This is a genomic window from Bacteroidota bacterium (genome assembly GCA_016194975.1).
Classification (GTDB): Bacteria; Bacteroidota; Bacteroidia; order Palsa-965; family Palsa-965.
On record JACQAM010000012.1, the window covers coordinates 1 to 16,704 of the forward strand.

The 16,704-nt window shown below is 44.0% G+C and carries 13 protein-coding genes; 7 read left to right on the forward strand and 6 right to left on the reverse strand.

The genetic code is table 11. The features are described 5' to 3' along the window. A partial coding sequence (locus tag HY064_08695) for a gliding motility-associated C-terminal domain-containing protein (GenBank protein MBI3510729.1) occupies positions 1 to 6,307 on the forward strand: 6,307 nt, incomplete at its 5' end. 12 nt (positions 6,308 to 6,319) lie between these two features. Further along, the gene (locus HY064_08700) at positions 6,320 to 7,315 is read left to right on the forward strand and encodes a PorP/SprF family type IX secretion system membrane protein (GenBank protein ID MBI3510730.1); all 996 of its coding nucleotides are present in this window, start codon (positions 6,320 to 6,322) and stop codon (positions 7,313 to 7,315) included. 146 nt (positions 7,316 to 7,461) lie between these two features. On the opposite strand, the gene HY064_08705 is transcribed toward HY064_08700, so the two are convergent. Beyond that, positions 7,462 to 8,373 carry a hypothetical protein gene (locus tag HY064_08705; protein MBI3510731.1) on the reverse strand — a complete coding sequence of 304 codons (912 nt, stop codon included), beginning with the start codon at positions 8,371 to 8,373 and terminating at the stop codon, positions 7,462 to 7,464. A 318-nt stretch (positions 8,374 to 8,691) separates the two neighbouring features. Between HY064_08705 and HY064_08710 the strand changes: the two genes are divergently transcribed. The 4 genes from HY064_08710 (at position 8,692) to HY064_08725 (ending at position 11,783) form a co-directional block, all read left to right on the forward strand. Further along, positions 8,692 to 9,024: a winged helix-turn-helix transcriptional regulator gene (locus HY064_08710; GenBank protein MBI3510732.1), complete on the forward strand. Its 333-nt coding sequence runs from the start codon at positions 8,692 to 8,694 to the stop codon at positions 9,022 to 9,024. A gap of 33 nt (positions 9,025 to 9,057) precedes the next feature. Then, positions 9,058 to 9,894 carry an arsenite methyltransferase gene (locus tag HY064_08715; GenBank protein ID MBI3510733.1) on the forward strand — a complete coding sequence of 279 codons (837 nt, stop codon included), beginning with the start codon at positions 9,058 to 9,060 and terminating at the stop codon, positions 9,892 to 9,894. Between the two features lie 52 nt (positions 9,895 to 9,946). Continuing rightward, positions 9,947 to 10,357, forward strand: coding sequence for an arsenate reductase ArsC (locus HY064_08720; GenBank protein ID MBI3510734.1), 411 nt, complete (start codon positions 9,947 to 9,949; stop codon positions 10,355 to 10,357). A 310-nt stretch (positions 10,358 to 10,667) separates the two neighbouring features. After that, the gene (locus HY064_08725; protein MBI3510735.1) at positions 10,668 to 11,783 is read left to right on the forward strand and encodes a Fic family protein; all 1,116 of its coding nucleotides are present in this window, start codon (positions 10,668 to 10,670) and stop codon (positions 11,781 to 11,783) included. 121 nt (positions 11,784 to 11,904) lie between these two features. Here the strand turns inward: HY064_08725 and HY064_08730 are convergent, their stop codons facing one another. The 3 genes from HY064_08730 to HY064_08740 all read right to left on the reverse strand — a co-directional run bounded on the left by HY064_08730 (position 11,905) and on the right by HY064_08740 (position 13,561). After that, positions 11,905 to 12,198 carry a hypothetical protein gene (locus tag HY064_08730; GenBank protein ID MBI3510736.1) on the reverse strand — a complete coding sequence of 98 codons (294 nt, stop codon included), beginning with the start codon at positions 12,196 to 12,198 and terminating at the stop codon, positions 11,905 to 11,907. Beyond that, positions 12,188 to 12,865 carry a hypothetical protein gene (locus HY064_08735; GenBank protein ID MBI3510737.1) on the reverse strand — a complete coding sequence of 226 codons (678 nt, stop codon included), beginning with the start codon at positions 12,863 to 12,865 and terminating at the stop codon, positions 12,188 to 12,190. The genes HY064_08730 and HY064_08735 overlap by 11 nt, the downstream gene beginning before the upstream one ends. 66 nt (positions 12,866 to 12,931) lie before the next feature. Further along, positions 12,932 to 13,561, reverse strand: coding sequence for a hypothetical protein (locus HY064_08740; GenBank protein MBI3510738.1), 630 nt, complete (start codon positions 13,559 to 13,561; stop codon positions 12,932 to 12,934). A 201-nt stretch (positions 13,562 to 13,762) separates the two neighbouring features. On the opposite strand from HY064_08740, the gene HY064_08745 reads away from it, so the two are divergent. After that, positions 13,763 to 14,458: a VIT1/CCC1 transporter family protein gene (locus HY064_08745; GenBank protein ID MBI3510739.1), complete on the forward strand. Its 696-nt coding sequence runs from the start codon at positions 13,763 to 13,765 to the stop codon at positions 14,456 to 14,458. 18 nt (positions 14,459 to 14,476) lie between these two features. Here HY064_08745 and HY064_08750 read toward each other — a convergent pair whose 3' ends face one another. Both HY064_08750 and HY064_08755 read right to left on the reverse strand, forming a co-directional pair. Next, a complete protein-coding gene (locus HY064_08750; GenBank protein MBI3510740.1) occupies positions 14,477 to 15,079 on the reverse strand; it encodes a MerC domain-containing protein in 603 nt (200 codons plus the stop codon). A 35-nt stretch (positions 15,080 to 15,114) separates the two neighbouring features. Beyond that, a complete protein-coding gene (locus tag HY064_08755; GenBank protein ID MBI3510741.1) occupies positions 15,115 to 16,578 on the reverse strand; it encodes a T9SS type A sorting domain-containing protein in 1,464 nt (487 codons plus the stop codon). Positions 16,579 to 16,704 lie beyond the last annotated feature (126 nt).

The window sequence follows — 16,704 nt, forward strand, 5'->3', positions numbered from 1 at the left end:
AAATAGTTTTTCATCGTCATCGCAAAATCCTTCAATCGCAGGAGCAACTGTTGCAGCGAGCGGAACTTATTCTGTGAATGTTACTGTTGCCGGATGTACAAGTTCAAATGCAACAACAAGTGTTACTGTAAATCCGATTCCTGTTACACCTACTGCATCGAGCAATTCACCGATATGCGCAGGATCAACACTTAATCTTTTTGCAAATACAATTGCAGGTGCGACTTATTCCTGGACAGGGCCAAATGGATTTTCATCATCATCGCAAAATCCTTCTATCGCCGGAGCAACTGTTGCAGCGAGCGGAACTTATTCTGTGAATGTAACAGTGAGTGGATGTACCGGATCCGACGGAACAGTAGTTGTTACTGTCAATACAATTCCTGCTCCGCCTACTGTGTCGAGTAACACTCCTGTTTGTACCGGAACACCGTTGAATCTTTTTGCAAGTACCATTGCGGGTGCAACTTATTCCTGGACTGGGCCGAATGGATTTTCTTCTGCATTACAAAATCCGACCATTGCCAGTGCAACACTTCCTGCTGCCGGCACTTATTCGGTAACAGTTACAGTTGGTGGATGTGCAAGCAGTTCGCCTGCGACAACAACAGTTGTTGTAAACGCAACACCAAATCCTCCGACGATCACAAGCAACTCACCTTTGTGTGTAGGTGCAACACTTAATATTAATTCAAGCTTTGTTGCAGGCGCCACTTATTCCTGGACAGGGCCTGCAGGATTTTCTTCATCAACGCAAACAAACAGTATTCCGAATGTCACTTCTGCCAATGCAGGAATTTATTCGGTGAACGTAACAGTGAACGGATGCACAAGTGCAAATGCAACATTCAATGTTGTGATCCATCCGATCCCGAATCCGCCTACCGCATCGAGCAACAGCCCTGTTTGTACAGGAAATACATTGAATCTTTTTTCAAGTTTTGTTGCAGGAGCAACCTACAACTGGACCGGGCCGAATAGTTATTCGGGCACCGGTCAGAATCGAAACATAACCAACATTACACTTGCCGGTGCAGGAACATATTCTGTGACGGTAACAGTTCTCGGTTGCACCAGCACTTCAGCTGGAACGACTACTGTAGTTGTGAATCCGACTCCGGCACCGCCAACTGTTTCGAGTAATTCTCCGATATGCGAAGGATCAACTTTGAATCTCACTGCTTCTAATGTTGCAGGAGGAACTTATTCCTGGACAGGGCCGAATGGATTTACATCAACTACACAAAACCCTTCTATACCTGCTGCTATACTTGCGGATACAGGAACTTATTCCGTAACAGTAACTGTAGGCGGATGCCCGAGTGTGGCTGCATCAGTGAATGTTATTATTAATCCGATTCCATCTGCACCATCTCCATCAAGTAATTCTCCGATATGTGCAGGATCAACTCTTAATCTTTTTGCAACCAATGTTGCAGGCGCAACTTATTCTTGGAACGGACCAAATGGATTTTCATCATCATCGCAAAATCCTTCGATTGTTTCGGCAACAACTGCAGCAACGGGAACTTATACTGTGAATGTAACAGTGAATGGATGCACGAGTGTTGACAGTACAACTTTTGCTGCAGTCAGTGCAACACCGACCACGCCAGTTGTGTCGAGCAACAGTCCTGTTTGTGCAGGAACAACTCTGCAATTGTTGGTGGATACAATTCCGGGAGCAACTTATTCCTGGAGTGGGCCGAATGGTTTCTCATCAACTTTGCAGGATCCGACGATTCCGAATATCACTGCTGCAGGAGCAGGAACTTATACTGTAACTGCAAACAACGGATGCGCGAGTGTTCCGGGAACAACAACTGTGGTGGTGAATGCAACTCCGAATCCACCGGTTGCTTCGAACAACGGACCGTTGTGTTCCGGATCGAATCTGAATCTGAATTCTTCGAATGTTGCAGGAGCAACTTATTCCTGGAGCGGGCCAAATAGTTTCTCAGCATCAACGCAGAATACATCAATACCCGGAGCCACGTCCGCAGATGCGGGAACTTATTCTGTGACGGTAACGGTGAATGGATGTACGAGTAATGCAGCAACAACAAATGTTGTTATCAATACTCCCGCTGTTGTGAATGCCGGGCCTGATGTAACTGTTTGCGATAATAATCCGGCAGTTTTGTTGTCGGGAACTTCTTCGACAGGAAGCGGAATATGGTCAACTTCCGGGACAGGAATTTTTTCGCCTGGAAATACTGCACTCAACGGAACCTACAATCCAAGCAGCGCGGATACCACTGCAGGCAGTGTTACATTGACACTTACTTCAACTGCGAATGGAGCTTGTCCTTCTGCAAATGATCAACTTGTTATAACAATAACTGACGGGCCGGTTGCAAATGCAGGAGCGGATCAAACGGTGTGTGCAAATAATGCTGCAGTATCATTGGGTGGAAGCATTATTACAGCAACAGGCGGACAGTGGAGTTCGAGCGGCACAGGAACATTCACACCTTCTTCGACGACTCTTAATGCAACTTATAATCCTTCCGCAGCGGATACTGCTGCCGGAACCGTGACGTTGTATTTGAGCACAACCGGTAACGGACAATGTTTTGCAGCAATCGACTCAATGATCATTACCATCACCAATGCGCCGCTGGTAAATGCGGGAAGTAATATTTTCGTTTGTGCAAATAATCCGAATGCAGCGTTGAGCGGAACATCTTCAACCGGAAGCGGAACATGGAACACGAACGGAACCGGAACATTCACACCGAATGCAACTACACTCAACGCAACTTATGTTCCTACCAATGCTGATACTGCTGCTGGAAGTGTACTTGTGTGGCTCACCAGTACGGGTAACGGAAATTGTCTTGCAGTCCAGGATACAATCACCATCACATACACACAACCGCCTACTGTTTATGCAGGAGAGGATCAAACGGTTTGTGCGAATAATGATTCTGTTTATCTCGCAGGAACTTCATCAACCGGAAGCGGAATATGGACAACTTCCGGAACAGGAACATTTGTACCGAATGCAACTACCAACAACGCAACGTATGTTCCTTCTGCTGCCGATACTGCTTCCGGATTTGTGACATTGACATTTACAACTACAAATAACGGTGGATGTCTTGCAGTCAGTGACCAGGTGGCGATAACAATTACTCCGGCGCCGATCGTGAATGCCGGACCTGATCAGAGTATCTGCGGTAACAATGCCGTTGCTGTACTGAATGGTTCGTTCTCCGTTTCTATGGGTGGTGTATGGTCTACAACCGGAAGCGGAACATTTACACCAGCGAACACCGATATGAATGCTTCGTATGTTGCAAGTAGTGCCGATACCACTCTGGGATTTGTAGATATTATACTTACAACAACCGGAAACGGAGTTTGCAATCCTGTATCTGATACGATGGTGCTCAGTATTTCAAATGCACCGCATGCGATTGCAGGGCCGGATATTATTTCGTGTATCAACAGTCCGAATACACCGCTGAACGGTACAACTTCTACAGGAAGCGGAACGTGGAGTACAGCGGGAACGGGAACATTCACACCGAACGCCAGTACGCTTAATGCAACTTATATTCCTTCCGCCGCAGATACCACAGCCGGATCAGTGACGTTGTATTTAAGCACAACCAATAACGGAACTTGTAATCCTGTAACTGATACGCTCATCATAACATTCGCTCCAGTGCCAACAGTCACGACAAGTCCTGATCAGACTGTTTGTGCGAATAATGATCTTGTTTCCGTAACTGGGAGTTCAAGTACAGGATCAGGATTCTGGACCACATCGGGAAGCGGAACATTTGCACCCACAGCACTCGTTACCAATCCTGTTTACACACCATCAGCATCCGACACAACCAACGGAAGTGTATTGTTGACTTATCATGCATCGAACGCGTGCACACCTGTTACTTCCACGATCACCATCACGATCACACCTGCGCCTTACGTACTCGCTGGTGCGGATCAGAGTGTGTGCGCGAATAATGCCAATGTAATTCTGTCGGGATATGTTGGCGGAGGAACGAATACGGGTGACTGGAGCACTTCCGGTTCAGGAACATTTTCTCCGTCGAGCTCAAGTCTCAACGCGACTTATTCACCGAGTGCAGCAGATACCATTGCAGGAAGTGTATTTCTCATTCTCACATCAACAGGAAACGGAATATGCAATGCCGTTAGCGATACTGTTGTTCTCACGATCACGCATCAGCCCGACGCGAATGCGGGACCTGATATGAGTGCGTGCGCAAATAATGCAACAGCATTGAACGGAACAATAAGTGGTGGAAGCGGAACAGGAATATGGACAACACCAAATGGAAACGGAACATTCTCGAATGCAACTTCACTCACTTCAACATACACACCTTCGAACAGCGATACGCTTGCAAGCCCGATTATGCTCATTCTTACTTCAACAGGAAACGGAGGATGCACTGCCGATGCAGATACCATGTTCATCACAGTGACGCCGGGTCCGGTTGTCTTTGCTGGAGTTGATCAAACTGTTTGCGCAAATAATCCGGATGTGAATCTCAACGGATCAGTAACCATCGCAAGCGGAGGAATCTGGAATACTACCGGCAACGGAGTATTTATTCCCGGAAATACAGTGATGAATCCGACTTATTTACCGGATACTTCTGATGTGAATAACGGAAGTGTTGTGGTGTATCTCACCTCAACAGGCAATGGTTTGTGTTCTCCTGTTGTTGACAGCATGACTATTTTCTTCTCTCCATCTCCATTGGTGAATGCGGGAGGAAATCAGAATATCTGTGCCGGAAATACTGCTGTTACGCTCAATGGAACGATCAGCGGGGGAGCAACAACAGGAATCTGGACAACACTCGGCAGCGGAACATTCACGCCTAACGATTCAACATTGAATGCAACTTATAATTTAAGTGCAGCCGATACTTCTGCCGGAACAGTAACACTCATCCTCACTTCCACGAATAACGGAACATGTAATCCGGATGCAGATACGATGCAGATCATCATCACACCGATCGCAACTGCATTCGCCGGAAATGATTCTACGATTTGTGCAAACACCGGTGGATATGTGCTCAACGGAAATGTCATTGGTAATTCCGGAACAGGATACTGGACAACTTCAGGCAGCGGAACATTCACACCCGATAGTTCTGCACTGAATGCAACATACGTTCCATCGGGAACAGATACCAGTTCAGGTTCTGTAACACTTGTACTCGTTGCAACCAACACGTGCATACCATCGTCCGATTCAATTGTGCTTTCTTTCATTCCTGCATCGATTGCGCAGGCAGGGCCTGATGTCGTGATCTGCGGAGGAGGAAACGTACTGCTGAATGGAAATATTTCCGGTGCTACAGGCGGACAATGGTCCACTTCCGGCGACGGAACTTTTTCACCATCCTCTTCTGTACTCAATCCTGTTTACACGCCAGGAACAAATGACACGGCTTCCGGAAATGTAACGTTGTATTTTAGTACAACCGGCAGCGGCATCTGCAGCGGCGTCACCGATTCCATGCAGATCACGATCGGTCATAAGCCGGATGCGCAGTTCAGCAGCGGAGTACTTTGTAATGGCGTTGCAGGATCGTTCACTGATCTTTCCACCGTGGTCAACGACAGCATCGTGAACTGGAGCTGGACATCGGGAACAGATACCTCTTCATCGCAGAATCCGAATTTCGTATATACTACGAATGGAAATCAATCGGTGACACTCATTGTTATTTCATCAGCAGGATGTTCCGATACGATCACGAAAACTGTGAATGTGAATCCTTCTCCTGCCGCTGATTTCAGTTCTGCGCTTACTTGCCCGTTCAATGCAGCGTTCACTGATTCTTCTACCATTTCAAGCGGAACGATCATCACCTGGAACTGGAGTTTCGGAGATTCTACTTTCAGTTCGTTGCAGGATCCTACGCATACTTACAACGACACCACATGGTATCACGTCACACTTGTTGTAACTTCTGATTCAGGATGCGTTTCATCTTACAGCGACAGCATACTGTTTGTTCCGTGCGAAGAGCATGTTACTCCGCCGGGAGTTCCGACTGCATTCACACCGAATGGCGACAACGTCAATGATATTCTGTTTGTGAAAGGCGGACCGTTCACGCAATTCGAGTTCCGGGTGTTCAACGAATGGGGCAACCAGGTATTCGAAAGCAATTCACAGACGAATGGTTGGAACGGAACTTACCGTTCGAAACCACAACCTGCCGGAACTTATGTGTGGACACTTGTTGGAGTTACTGCTGATAATAAATATGTGAACATGTCCGGCGGAGTAAATCTTATCCGGTAAAAAACTGTAGCCATGAAAAAAATAATTTCCCTTTTTTCCACGCTTGCAGCCTTCACAGTGATCGCTGCGCAGGATTTTCATTTCTCGCAGTACGATATCACGAACCTGATCATGAGTCCGGCATCAACAGGAATGTATGACGGGCAGAAAGGGGACTATCGCGTGACTTCCGATTTTCGTTCGCAGTGGAAAGCGCTCGGGATAAAACCGTACACGACCGCGTATATTTCTTACGATATGCTTTTGCATAAGTGGAATAATAAATTCGGAGTAGGCGGGTACCTTGTGGAAGATCATTCGGGTGTGGGAAAATTTCAAACGCTGAATGCAATGGCATCGGGTTCGTACAACATTATGGATGGAACGAATGAACATTATCTCACTGTAGGATTGCAGACCGGAATTTTCTACAAAAGTTTCGATCAGAATTCCTATACGTATGATGTGCAATGGGACAATTCAACCGGAACATTCGATCAGAATATTTACAATCAGGAAAATTTTGCAAGAACATCGATGGTGAAATTCGATGCGGATCTCGGTGTGCGTTACCGGTACATGCCATTGCATAAAAAATATCATCCGTTCGCTTCATTCTCTTTATATCACCTCACCGTTCCCAATGAATCGTTCACCGAAGTGAAAAGCAGGGTGCCGTTGCGTGCAAATTATATTGCAGGATGTGATTATGACATCAATGAAAATTTTTCGATACAACCGCGCATACTTTATATGAATCAGCGAAAAGCGCATGAACTGAATTTCGGTGTGCTTGCGTTTTACAAAATAAAAGGATCGTCGCTTGATGCACTTGCAGGAGTGGATTACCGTGTAAAAGATGCGGTGGTGTTTCATCTCGGTTTCCGCCAGGGGCAATCCATTTTCCGTTTCAGTTATGATCTGAACACCTCTTACCTGAGCAATTACAGCGGTGGAAGAGGAGCTTGGGAATTTTCTTTGCTGCTCATGGGCACAAAAGGAAAACCTATTCTTCTTCCGATGTTCTGATCATCGGGAGTGCATCTGATCGAAAGTTTTAGCACTTCTTTACTGCCTTTTAGAAAAATGAAGGATTGCATCTTGTGAGATACGGATTTGTGAAATAATGAAGGTTGTACTTTAATACAACTACGTTCCTGTGAACTGATCCGCTTTTACCAACGGTAACGTTTCGCTTTTCCTCCGTTGAACAATTGCATGGCGGGCGCAAGATTGATCCCGATGTACGCCTCTGCGCGGGAGTAGGTGGGCGTGTACCAAGCGATTCCCCAATGAAAAATGCCGTAACCGGAGTTGAAGAATATTCCGACTGCATTTGACTTGATGGCAAAGATGTCGTTGAATTCGCTGATCGGCCTGAACATCCATTCTATACTTACGGGACCAACGATGTCTGCCAGCAATCGTAAATAGGGTTTGCGTGGTGCGAGTCCGACGTTGAAGCTTATTCCCGGCCCGATGGTGTAATTCGTGTAATCGATGTGGCCAAGATGAATAACCGGAATTGCGGGTGAGATAGAATGGATCTTCATTGTTTCGCGATTCGATTTATTCGGTAGGTTGATCGTGAGCAGGTCGGGCTGGAAACGCAAATACATGCACCATGTTTCTGTAGAATTTTTTATCCGGATGGCGATACGATAAATTTCCCATTCACGTTTCCTGATTTTTTTCACGCGATCCAGAAAATTGGTTGCAGTTGAAGAATCACTCACAAGTGCTACATAAGGAACACTGTCTGTCGATTCACGATTCTCGAAAGTGTAAATAAAATTCCCGGGAAGAGAAAGACGCATTTCCACCGAATCATTTTCTCCTGCAATAGTGAACGGATCCGACGTGAGCAAAGTAAAATGCCCTGTAGAACCGGGATCATTACGGTTAACGTATTTTTTGCTGATGAGATCAGTTTCCGGAATGAAACTTCCTTCCCGGTGTACAGCAAGAATTCCGTCGCGTGCAATGATGAAACGGAAGGGCGAATTTGTTCCGGCAAAAGAGAATTCACTAAAGAAAAAAATAAAAATGAACAGCAGGAAGAACGGCCGGCGTGTTTTAAGTTTCATCATCGTTTTTTTGATCAGTGAAAAGTAATAAGGCAGGCCGCTCCGTGCCGGCTATTCAAAATAAAATATGAACGTTATAGTGTTAAGAGGGAAGATTACAGATAGTACAGATACCTCCCGCAAGATCGCTTCTCCCGAATAAATTCTGGATCGCGATGACCGACGCTCCATCTGTATATCTGTACTATCTATAATTTTCTCACCCAAAAAAAAATTAGGATGAAGATGAATGCCCTGGTGCCTGGTTTTATTTGAAAAAAAGTATTGAATATTTGGCAATCATAAAATTAATCGTAATTTTACGATAAATAGTGAACCATGGGAATTGCCAGAAAAGATGAATTCACAGTGCGCGACAATCGTACCGCGCGTTATGCAAAGGCGCTCGCGCATCCGGCGCGCGTGGCAATACTGCAGCATCTTCTTAAAAAACAGAGTTGCGTATGCGGCGATATCGTGGAGGTTCTGCCTCTTTCCCAGAGTACAGTTTCGCAACACCTGAAAGAACTGAAAGAGGCGGGACTTATCAAAGGTGATATTGACGGGGCGAAAGTCTGTTACTGCATTGACGAAGCAGAATGGGAAAATGCAAAAACGAGTATAAATGCGCTGTTCGATGCCTTCCGGAAAAGTAAGGCGAAGTGTTGTTAAATCAATCGTTATCTAACGATTAAAAATAAATCTATGAAAACCAACGAAGAACTCAAACAGATCGTGAAAGAAAAATATTCTGCGATCGCATCACAATCCAAAGAACAGAATGAAACTTCGTGCTGCGGTGCGGGCGAATGCTGCACGGTTGACTACGCAGTTTTCAGTGAAAATTATGAAACGCTTAAAGGATATAATTCGGAAGCTGATCTTGGCCTGGGCTGTGGAATTCCTACGGAATTTGCGCTCATCAAAGAAGGCGATGTGGTAGTTGATCTCGGCTCGGGCGCAGGAAATGATTGTTTTGTTGCACGCGCAATCGCCGGTGAATCGGGAACGATCATTGGCATTGACATGACGGAAACCATGATCGCGAAAGCAAAAGCCAACGCAGAAAAATTAGGATTCGATAATGTGCAATTCCGTCTTGGAGATATTGAAAAAATTCCGCTGTCGGCAGAACGTGCCGATGTGGTGGTGAGCAATTGCGTGCTCAATCTTGTTCCTGATAAAGAAAAAGCATTCTCCGAAATTTTCCGCATCCTGAAAAAAGGCGGACACTTCAGCATTTCCGACGTCGTGATTAAAGGAGAACTTCCTTCCGGACTAAAGAATGATGCGGAAATGTATGCCGGTTGCGTTTCGGGAGCAATCACGAAAAAGGAGTATCTGCAACTGATAGAAAAAACCGGATTCAAAAAGGTGATCGTTCAGAAAGAACGTGCAATAAAAATTCCGGGTGAGATCATGGAAAAATATTCAGAGACGGAGGAAATGGAAAAATTCACCAATGGAGAAACCGGGATTTTCAGCATTACGGTTTACGGAGAAAAAACAAATGAATGTTGCGGAACAGATTGTTGTAAATGATCAGTATGCACAAGCTGTAATTTTCATTCTGCAGTTTTCAGAAAAAAATAAGATGAAGAAGATACTCGTTCTCTGCACCGGAAACAGTTGCCGTTCCCAGATGGCGCATGGCTACCTGCAGAAATTCGCCGGCGACAAAGCAGAAGTTTTTTCTGCCGGAATAGAAACGCACGGCTTGAATCCAAAAGCGGTCGCCGTGATGAAAGAAGATGGTATTGATATTTCTCATCACACTTCGAATAATGTGAATGAATATGCGAATATAGATTTTGATATTGTGATCACTGTTTGCGATAATGCGAATGAAAAATGTCCTGTTTTTCCTTCACGCGCAAAAAAGACCCATCGCAACTTTCCTGATCCGGCAAAAGCAAGAGGAAGCGACGAAGAGATCATGAATCAATTCAGGAAAGTGCGCGATGAAATAAAAAAGTGGTGCGGGGAATTTGTGAAAGAATTGTAGAAGCTATCTCAAAATTGCGTTTTAGGATTTTTTCACCGCTAAGGCGCAAAGAGCGCGAAGCCTCATTGGTAATTTTGAGATAGCTTCTAGTTGAAATGTTCCGGTAAATTTCACCGGTAAAACACGACTGGGAAAGCAGCCATGCGTTATTGATTCCATTTTCGGCACCCGCCTGCTTGCCCGTGCCATTACGGACGGGAGTGACGCAGTCGGGCAGGGAGAATAAAATAATTAAATGCCGCAAAAATGCGGAAATAAAATTTTAGATGCGGAGAATAATTCGTATAATTACCGCATAATTGCGGAGAAAATGCCGAGGTATATACACGAAAATGCAAAATGGCCGGAACTCACCTGGGATACAGACGAACTGCTGCCCCTGCTCATGAGTATACGCCACAAGCAGGGACGCTTAAAAGCACATCTGCACCTGCTCGGATTCGCCATGCGCAACGAAACCGATCTGCAAACACTCACACAGGATGTACTCAAGTCAAACGAAATAGAAGGAGAATTCCTGGATGCACAGCAAGTACGTTCGTCCATAGCGAGACAATTGGGAATGCACATTGCGGGACTCATACCTTCCGACAGAAATGTTGACGGCCTCGTAGAGATGATGCTCGATGCAACGCGCAACTACAAAGTCCCATTGACAAAAAATCGCTTGTACGGATGGCACTCATTACTTTTTCCGGAAGGCAGAAGCGGCATGCACAAAATAACAGTTGGAAAATGGAGACGCAATGACAAAGGGCCGATGCAGGTTGTTTCGGGCGCCATGGGAAAAGAACGCGTGCATTATGAAGCGCCGGATGCAACACGGGTGCGTCATGAAATGAAATTATTTCTGAAGTGGTTCAACACCGATAAAAAAACAGATCCTGTTTTGAAATCGGGCGTTGCACATTTCCGCTTTGTAACTATACATCCGTTTGATGACGGGAATGGCCGCATGGCGCGCGCCATAGCGGATATGCAACTCTCGCGCGCGGACGGTGAAGCGCAACGCTACTACAGCATGTCGGCGCAGATACGCGTGGAGCGGAAAAATTATTACGAGATGCTGGAAAAAACACAGAAAGGAAATACCGATATAACCAAATGGTTGCTGTGGTACCTCACGTGCCTCGACCGCGCATTGAACAAAACTGACCAGCGATTAAATGTTGTTTTGAGAAAAGCAGAATTCTGGGATACACACACGCGCACTTCCATCAATGAGCGCCAACGTGCGATGATCAATAAACTTTTCGATGGCTTCGAAGGGAAACTCACTTCTACCAAATGGGGAAAAATAACCAAGTGCTCGGCGGATACCGCTCTGCGCGATATACAAGACCTCATGAAGAAAAAAATTCTGAAAAAAGAAAATGCAGGCGGAAGAAGTACGAGTTATGGGTTGAGGGAGAATAGGAGCGATTAACAGAAAAAAATGTGTGGTGAACTTTTGTGGAGTGGGAAGATAATGCGCTATTCAGCAGAATAGGGGAATTATTTTTTGAAAAGGGAAGTTGTGCAACAAGCACTGCTGTTATGGGTAGTTTTTATTCATTAATAACTCTTAATTCGTCTGAGAGGTTTAAAATGTTTGTGTGAAAGAAAAATCCTGCGTGTATTTTTTTCTTGTCGAATACTGCAACGATGTCAACATCACTACCTGAGAATGGAATAATTGCCTTCTCTCCGTCCAATATTTGAAGATAATGTTTTAAAAATTCTTCTGCCGATTCATTATTGGTGGGAACAAGAATTAATTCTTCAATTGTGGCTCCTTTATCCTGCTTACCGAGGAGATGCTTGTTTTTTTCTTTTAGTAAAATCGCTTGTTTAAATTCCATTGTTTAGGTTTTTGTCTGAATAGCTGGAAGTGTTTGTAGTTTTCGGAGAGGGTGTCAGGGTACAGTTAATATATATTTTTGCTTCATTCATTTTGTTCGGTTGCTCAAAATTCATATTAATAACTTCCTCACATGCGGATTTAAAGTCTTCATAAAGCTCATCAGCATTAAAGTTAATTTCTCCAGTCTGTTCGAGAATGGTTGGTTTTTCATCTGTTCCGTGTGAAAGAGAAACGTTGTCTCCTGGCGCACAGGCGTGAACTAAACCACAACGAAACTCTCGGTAAAGGTTAAAATTTGGTCGAGAGAGTAGGGGTCTATATTTTTTAAAAGCTTCGAGGGTCTCTATCACATTTTTGAAATTTGGTCCGGAAACGCATTCAGCATTCCAGCCTGTTGGATTATTGCTGTCTATGCACTTGCCTAAAAATTCCATTCCGCTACTTATGCAAATGAAGCCAAGCCATGGTGATGTTTTTACCACCGCTGCCAATTCAGTTATTAAAACTTGTCTAATGAAATGTTTAGGAAACATTGGTAGACTGATTTGAATCGTATGCGATTCGGTTGTCGAACTAAACGCAACTTTAGCGTTGTCAATTTGTTCATTTGAAAATCCTTGTTTTGTAAGGGTTTCTCTAATCTCATTTTTCTGCTCGTCCGTCATGTGATGTTTATTTTAAATAGATCGTCCGCAAACGTTAGTGGTTTCAGTCTTTAGTTTTCGTTAATTTCAAACGAAAAGCGAATTATTAATAAATATGTCGTAAGCAAATATGCTTTTTAACCTTTTATAAACCTCAATCATTTCCTCAGTCCCCCAAATGATTTGTTCACCTAAATTATGTTCAGTTGTTTTAAATTCCAATGTTAAGATTTTGTAGTCAAGTAAATTTTTTTTGTTATACTGCCCGTCATAATGAATCATTGAGTTTCGAACATTATGCAAAAATGTTAAAAATAATTTGTCGTCAGATTTTAAGAACCTGTTCAAAATATTCAGTGGTTGATTATATTGTTTGTCAAAAAATGCAGGCAAATGTCTGCCGTTAACGTTTTTTTTGCGTAATACATTGTCAAGATAAATACAAAAGCTAGCAGAACAAGAATATAAATCACTAATGAATATTCGCCTGCATTCGGTCGTCATTTGATCGTAATTTTTATTTATTTCTCCACTTGGATATATTATTCTTAAAATAGTTTTAGTTGGTGGATGGTCTGTCACTGTAACGTCAACAGGTGTGAGTTCATTTTTCAATACCGCAAGAAGAGCATACTTTACTTTAAACCGTTCATAAACATTATCAAGGTCAGAATGGAAGGTATTGACTACCTGCTTTGCATAATCTATCTTATTCATTTGTGTCATAAAATTACCCCTAACTCGCTTATACCCGTCATAAAAGTTCGGTTATCCGTCCTGCTTTGGGTGGATAAGCGACACTGAACTTCGGGTTATTCGTAAACGAAATTTACTCAAAATTTTCCGCGCTTCAAACTCCCATTTCCTTTCTACATTTGTTCAGAGAAACTAATTTCGAATTTCAAATCTCCAATTCGCATGACACACGAAGAAGAACATTTCCACGGCAGCGAAGTAGTGCGCGATATCGTGATCGGCATGTCGGACGGACTCACTGTTCCGTTTGCACTCACTGCAGGATTAAGCGGTGCGGTACACAATAATTCTATTGTGATCACGGCGGGTATTGCGGAGATCATTGCCGGATCGATTGCGATGGGATTGGGCGGATATCTTGCTGGAAGAACTGAAGCCGATCATTATTCTGCCGAACTGAAAAGAGAATATTACGAAGTAGATAATTTGCCGGAAAAAGAAAAAGCGGAGATCGAAGAAATTCTTTCCGAGTATAATATTTCTGATCGCGTGAAAAAAGAATTTGTGAATGAACTCGCAATGGATAAAAACAAATGGGTGGAGTTCATGATGAAGTTTGAATTAGGATTGGAAAAACCGGATGTGAATCGTGCACGGAATTCTGCGATGATCATTGCGGGTTCTTACATTGCCGGTGGATTCATTCCACTGCTCGCGTATTTTTTCACGCAAACTCCGCAGATGGGATTATATTTTTCTTCAGGAGTGACGATCGTTGCATTGGCGCTCTTCGGATTTTTCAAGAACAAAGCGATCGGAGAAAATCCCTGGAAAGGTGCGTGGAAAGTTACGCTCATCGGAATTCTGGCAGCGGGATCTGCATTCGCCATTGCGAAACTTGTGAGCGCGCACGTGTGAGAAAAAATTTCTGAACGATCAGCAACAATCTTTTCCGGTTTGCTTCGACGGGCACTTCACCGTTCCGTAACTGCAATAAACGCAGCAGTCGCCCTGTTTGGGTTTTAAAACAGTTTTACAATTTTCACATTCATAATAAAACTGGCAGGCATCGGTCGGCATCAATTCTTTTTTCTTATGTCCGCACTTGGGACAGGTGATCGTGGATTCCAGTTCAATTGTTTTGCCATCGACCAATGCGCATGTTGCACAGGCAGTTTTATTTTTCCAGTTGATGAAAAAATTCAGCACGGTTGCAAAAAGTAATCCGAACATCCCGGAATAGATCAGCACATTGTTGAAGCTGAAGTTGTAGGAATAAAAAATAATTGAACCACTGATCAGCCCGATGATAAAAGGAAAAATATTTTTGTGCTGCCGGAAAGAAATGAAAAATCCTATAAGGGAAATGAGTACTAATCCTTCAAAAATATATTCCGTCCAGCCGCCGAAAAGTTCAGTTGAGCCGAGCCCGAATGCAGAAAAGACAAAAGCAAAAAGCGGAAAGCAGCAGGGGGTAGCGAGCGCGGCAAGAAACAATCCGATCGTTCCGATCTTGTCAAGGTTTGACGCGAGTTTCATAATCGGGAGATGAAGTAAAAATTATTTCCGAATCTCTATTCCGTGAAAATGATCCTGCAACAGAATTTTTCCAATGTTGTTTCATCTGTCACTTCTGCAAAATAAATTCCGGCGTCGAACTTATTCACCGTCATTTTTTCCTGCCCGCTGATCACCGACGATTCCATTTCTTTTCCATTCACATCAAAAATTTTCAGAACGCCATCGTGATGATCCAAACAGGAAAGATCGATCGTCGCAACATCCGAAGAAGGATCCGGAAATACTTGCAGCGATCGATGAGAAATATTTTCCGCAATTCCTGTTGGCGTGATCGTTCCGTAACGATACATCACATTCCCGGAAGAAAGATCGGTCCAGCAAATATGAAATGTATTGGAAGAATAAGCAATGTGCGGATTTCTCTGATCGTTCGCAGTTGTGGTGTTGATGACCGATTCATTATTGATCAATCCACTTGCGCCGGTTGTTGACCACGTGAAATAAGAATCGATGTTGGAAGAAGCATCCTGTTGCCACACCACACCCACCGTATCATTCTTTCCCGCGGAGAATGGATAATTCTGAATTACACTCGAAGGATAATTTGGTGCGATAGTTTGAATAAATCCCTGCTGGCTTGTTGTGATGTTGAATGTGCTGAGATAAACTCTGTCGTCGCCCGAAGCTCCGCTCATGAATACCGTGTACAAACTATCATTCCACAAAAAAGGATCGGGCCCGGTAGAAGGACACGCCGATAACATCCAGTCGGTATTGTCCACATCAATTCCGGTCGTGAAAGTCATTCCTCCATTGGTAGAAATTCCTGCCCACATATCGCGGCGATTATTATTATTTCTTCTCCACGTTGCCGCTTGCGTATTTCCATTCACCGTAACATAACCCGGGCAACAATCGCAAACAATACTTCCACCAAGATTACTCACATTCACCGGCGTAGAAAAAGTTGCACCACCATCATTTGAATTTGAAACAGCATATCCTGCCGTTGCCCAAGCAGTGTCAAAAGTCATGTACATCACAACAGGATTTCCTGCTGCAGTAACTGCAACAGATGGAAAACGATCGTACGGCCCTTGTCCAATATCCACTTGCGTTGGCAATGTCCACGTAACTCCGCCATCGGTAGATTTCACAATGTAAATGTTGTTCGACATTTCCGGCTGCACTTTGAAAACAACATAAACTGTATTTCCATAAGCAGCGATATCGGCGCCAGCCCACGTGTCAATGAAAGGATCGTATCCCATTGGCGTAACCTGCACGGGAGTTCCGAAACTACTTCCGTTCCATCGCGCAACAAGGAGTGGTTGTGTTGCAGTACCACCTCCCCACATGATCACGGGAATATTTCCTGAAGTGACGGCAATTCTCGGCCGAACATTTCCATACACGCTTCCGTTATCTACGGTGATCTCGTTGCTCCACGTGATCGTTGATTGAGAAAAAGCGGAGAGTGAAAAAAGTGATACGAAGAAAAGTAGTTTTGTTTTCATGAGATTGGTTTTGCGGAATAGCTAATATAGGAAAAGGGACAATGCAATTTTACAATTCGGTGAAGTTGGTTAAATAAAATATGGATCAGGAACCGCTAAGGCGCCCTTCAATTCTTCAGGGCAGGA

Coding starts and splice junctions, on each gene's coding strand:
- HY064_08705 (MBI3510731.1), bottom strand. CDS start 8,373: ATGAAACTTAAAACACGCCGGCCGTTCTTCCTGCTGTTCATTTTTATT.
- HY064_08755 (MBI3510741.1), bottom strand. CDS start 16,578: ATGAAAACAAAACTACTTTTCTTCGTATCACTTTTTTCACTCTCCGCT.
- HY064_08715 (MBI3510733.1), top strand. CDS start 9,058: ATGAAAACCAACGAAGAACTCAAACAGATCGTGAAAGAAAAATATTCT.
- HY064_08750 (MBI3510740.1), bottom strand. CDS start 15,079: ATGAAACTCGCGTCAAACCTTGACAAGATCGGAACGATCGGATTGTTT.
- HY064_08745 (MBI3510739.1), top strand. CDS start 13,763: ATGACACACGAAGAAGAACATTTCCACGGCAGCGAAGTAGTGCGCGAT.
- HY064_08730 (MBI3510736.1), bottom strand. CDS start 12,198: ATGGAATTTAAACAAGCGATTTTACTAAAAGAAAAAAACAAGCATCTC.
- HY064_08735 (MBI3510737.1), bottom strand. CDS start 12,865: ATGACGGACGAGCAGAAAAATGAGATTAGAGAAACCCTTACAAAACAA.
- HY064_08725 (MBI3510735.1), top strand. CDS start 10,668: ATGCCGAGGTATATACACGAAAATGCAAAATGGCCGGAACTCACCTGG.
- HY064_08720 (MBI3510734.1), top strand. CDS start 9,947: ATGAAGAAGATACTCGTTCTCTGCACCGGAAACAGTTGCCGTTCCCAG.
- HY064_08740 (MBI3510738.1), bottom strand. CDS start 13,561: ATGAATAAGATAGATTATGCAAAGCAGGTAGTCAATACCTTCCATTCT.
- HY064_08710 (MBI3510732.1), top strand. CDS start 8,692: ATGGGAATTGCCAGAAAAGATGAATTCACAGTGCGCGACAATCGTACC.
- HY064_08700 (MBI3510730.1), top strand. CDS start 6,320: ATGAAAAAAATAATTTCCCTTTTTTCCACGCTTGCAGCCTTCACAGTG.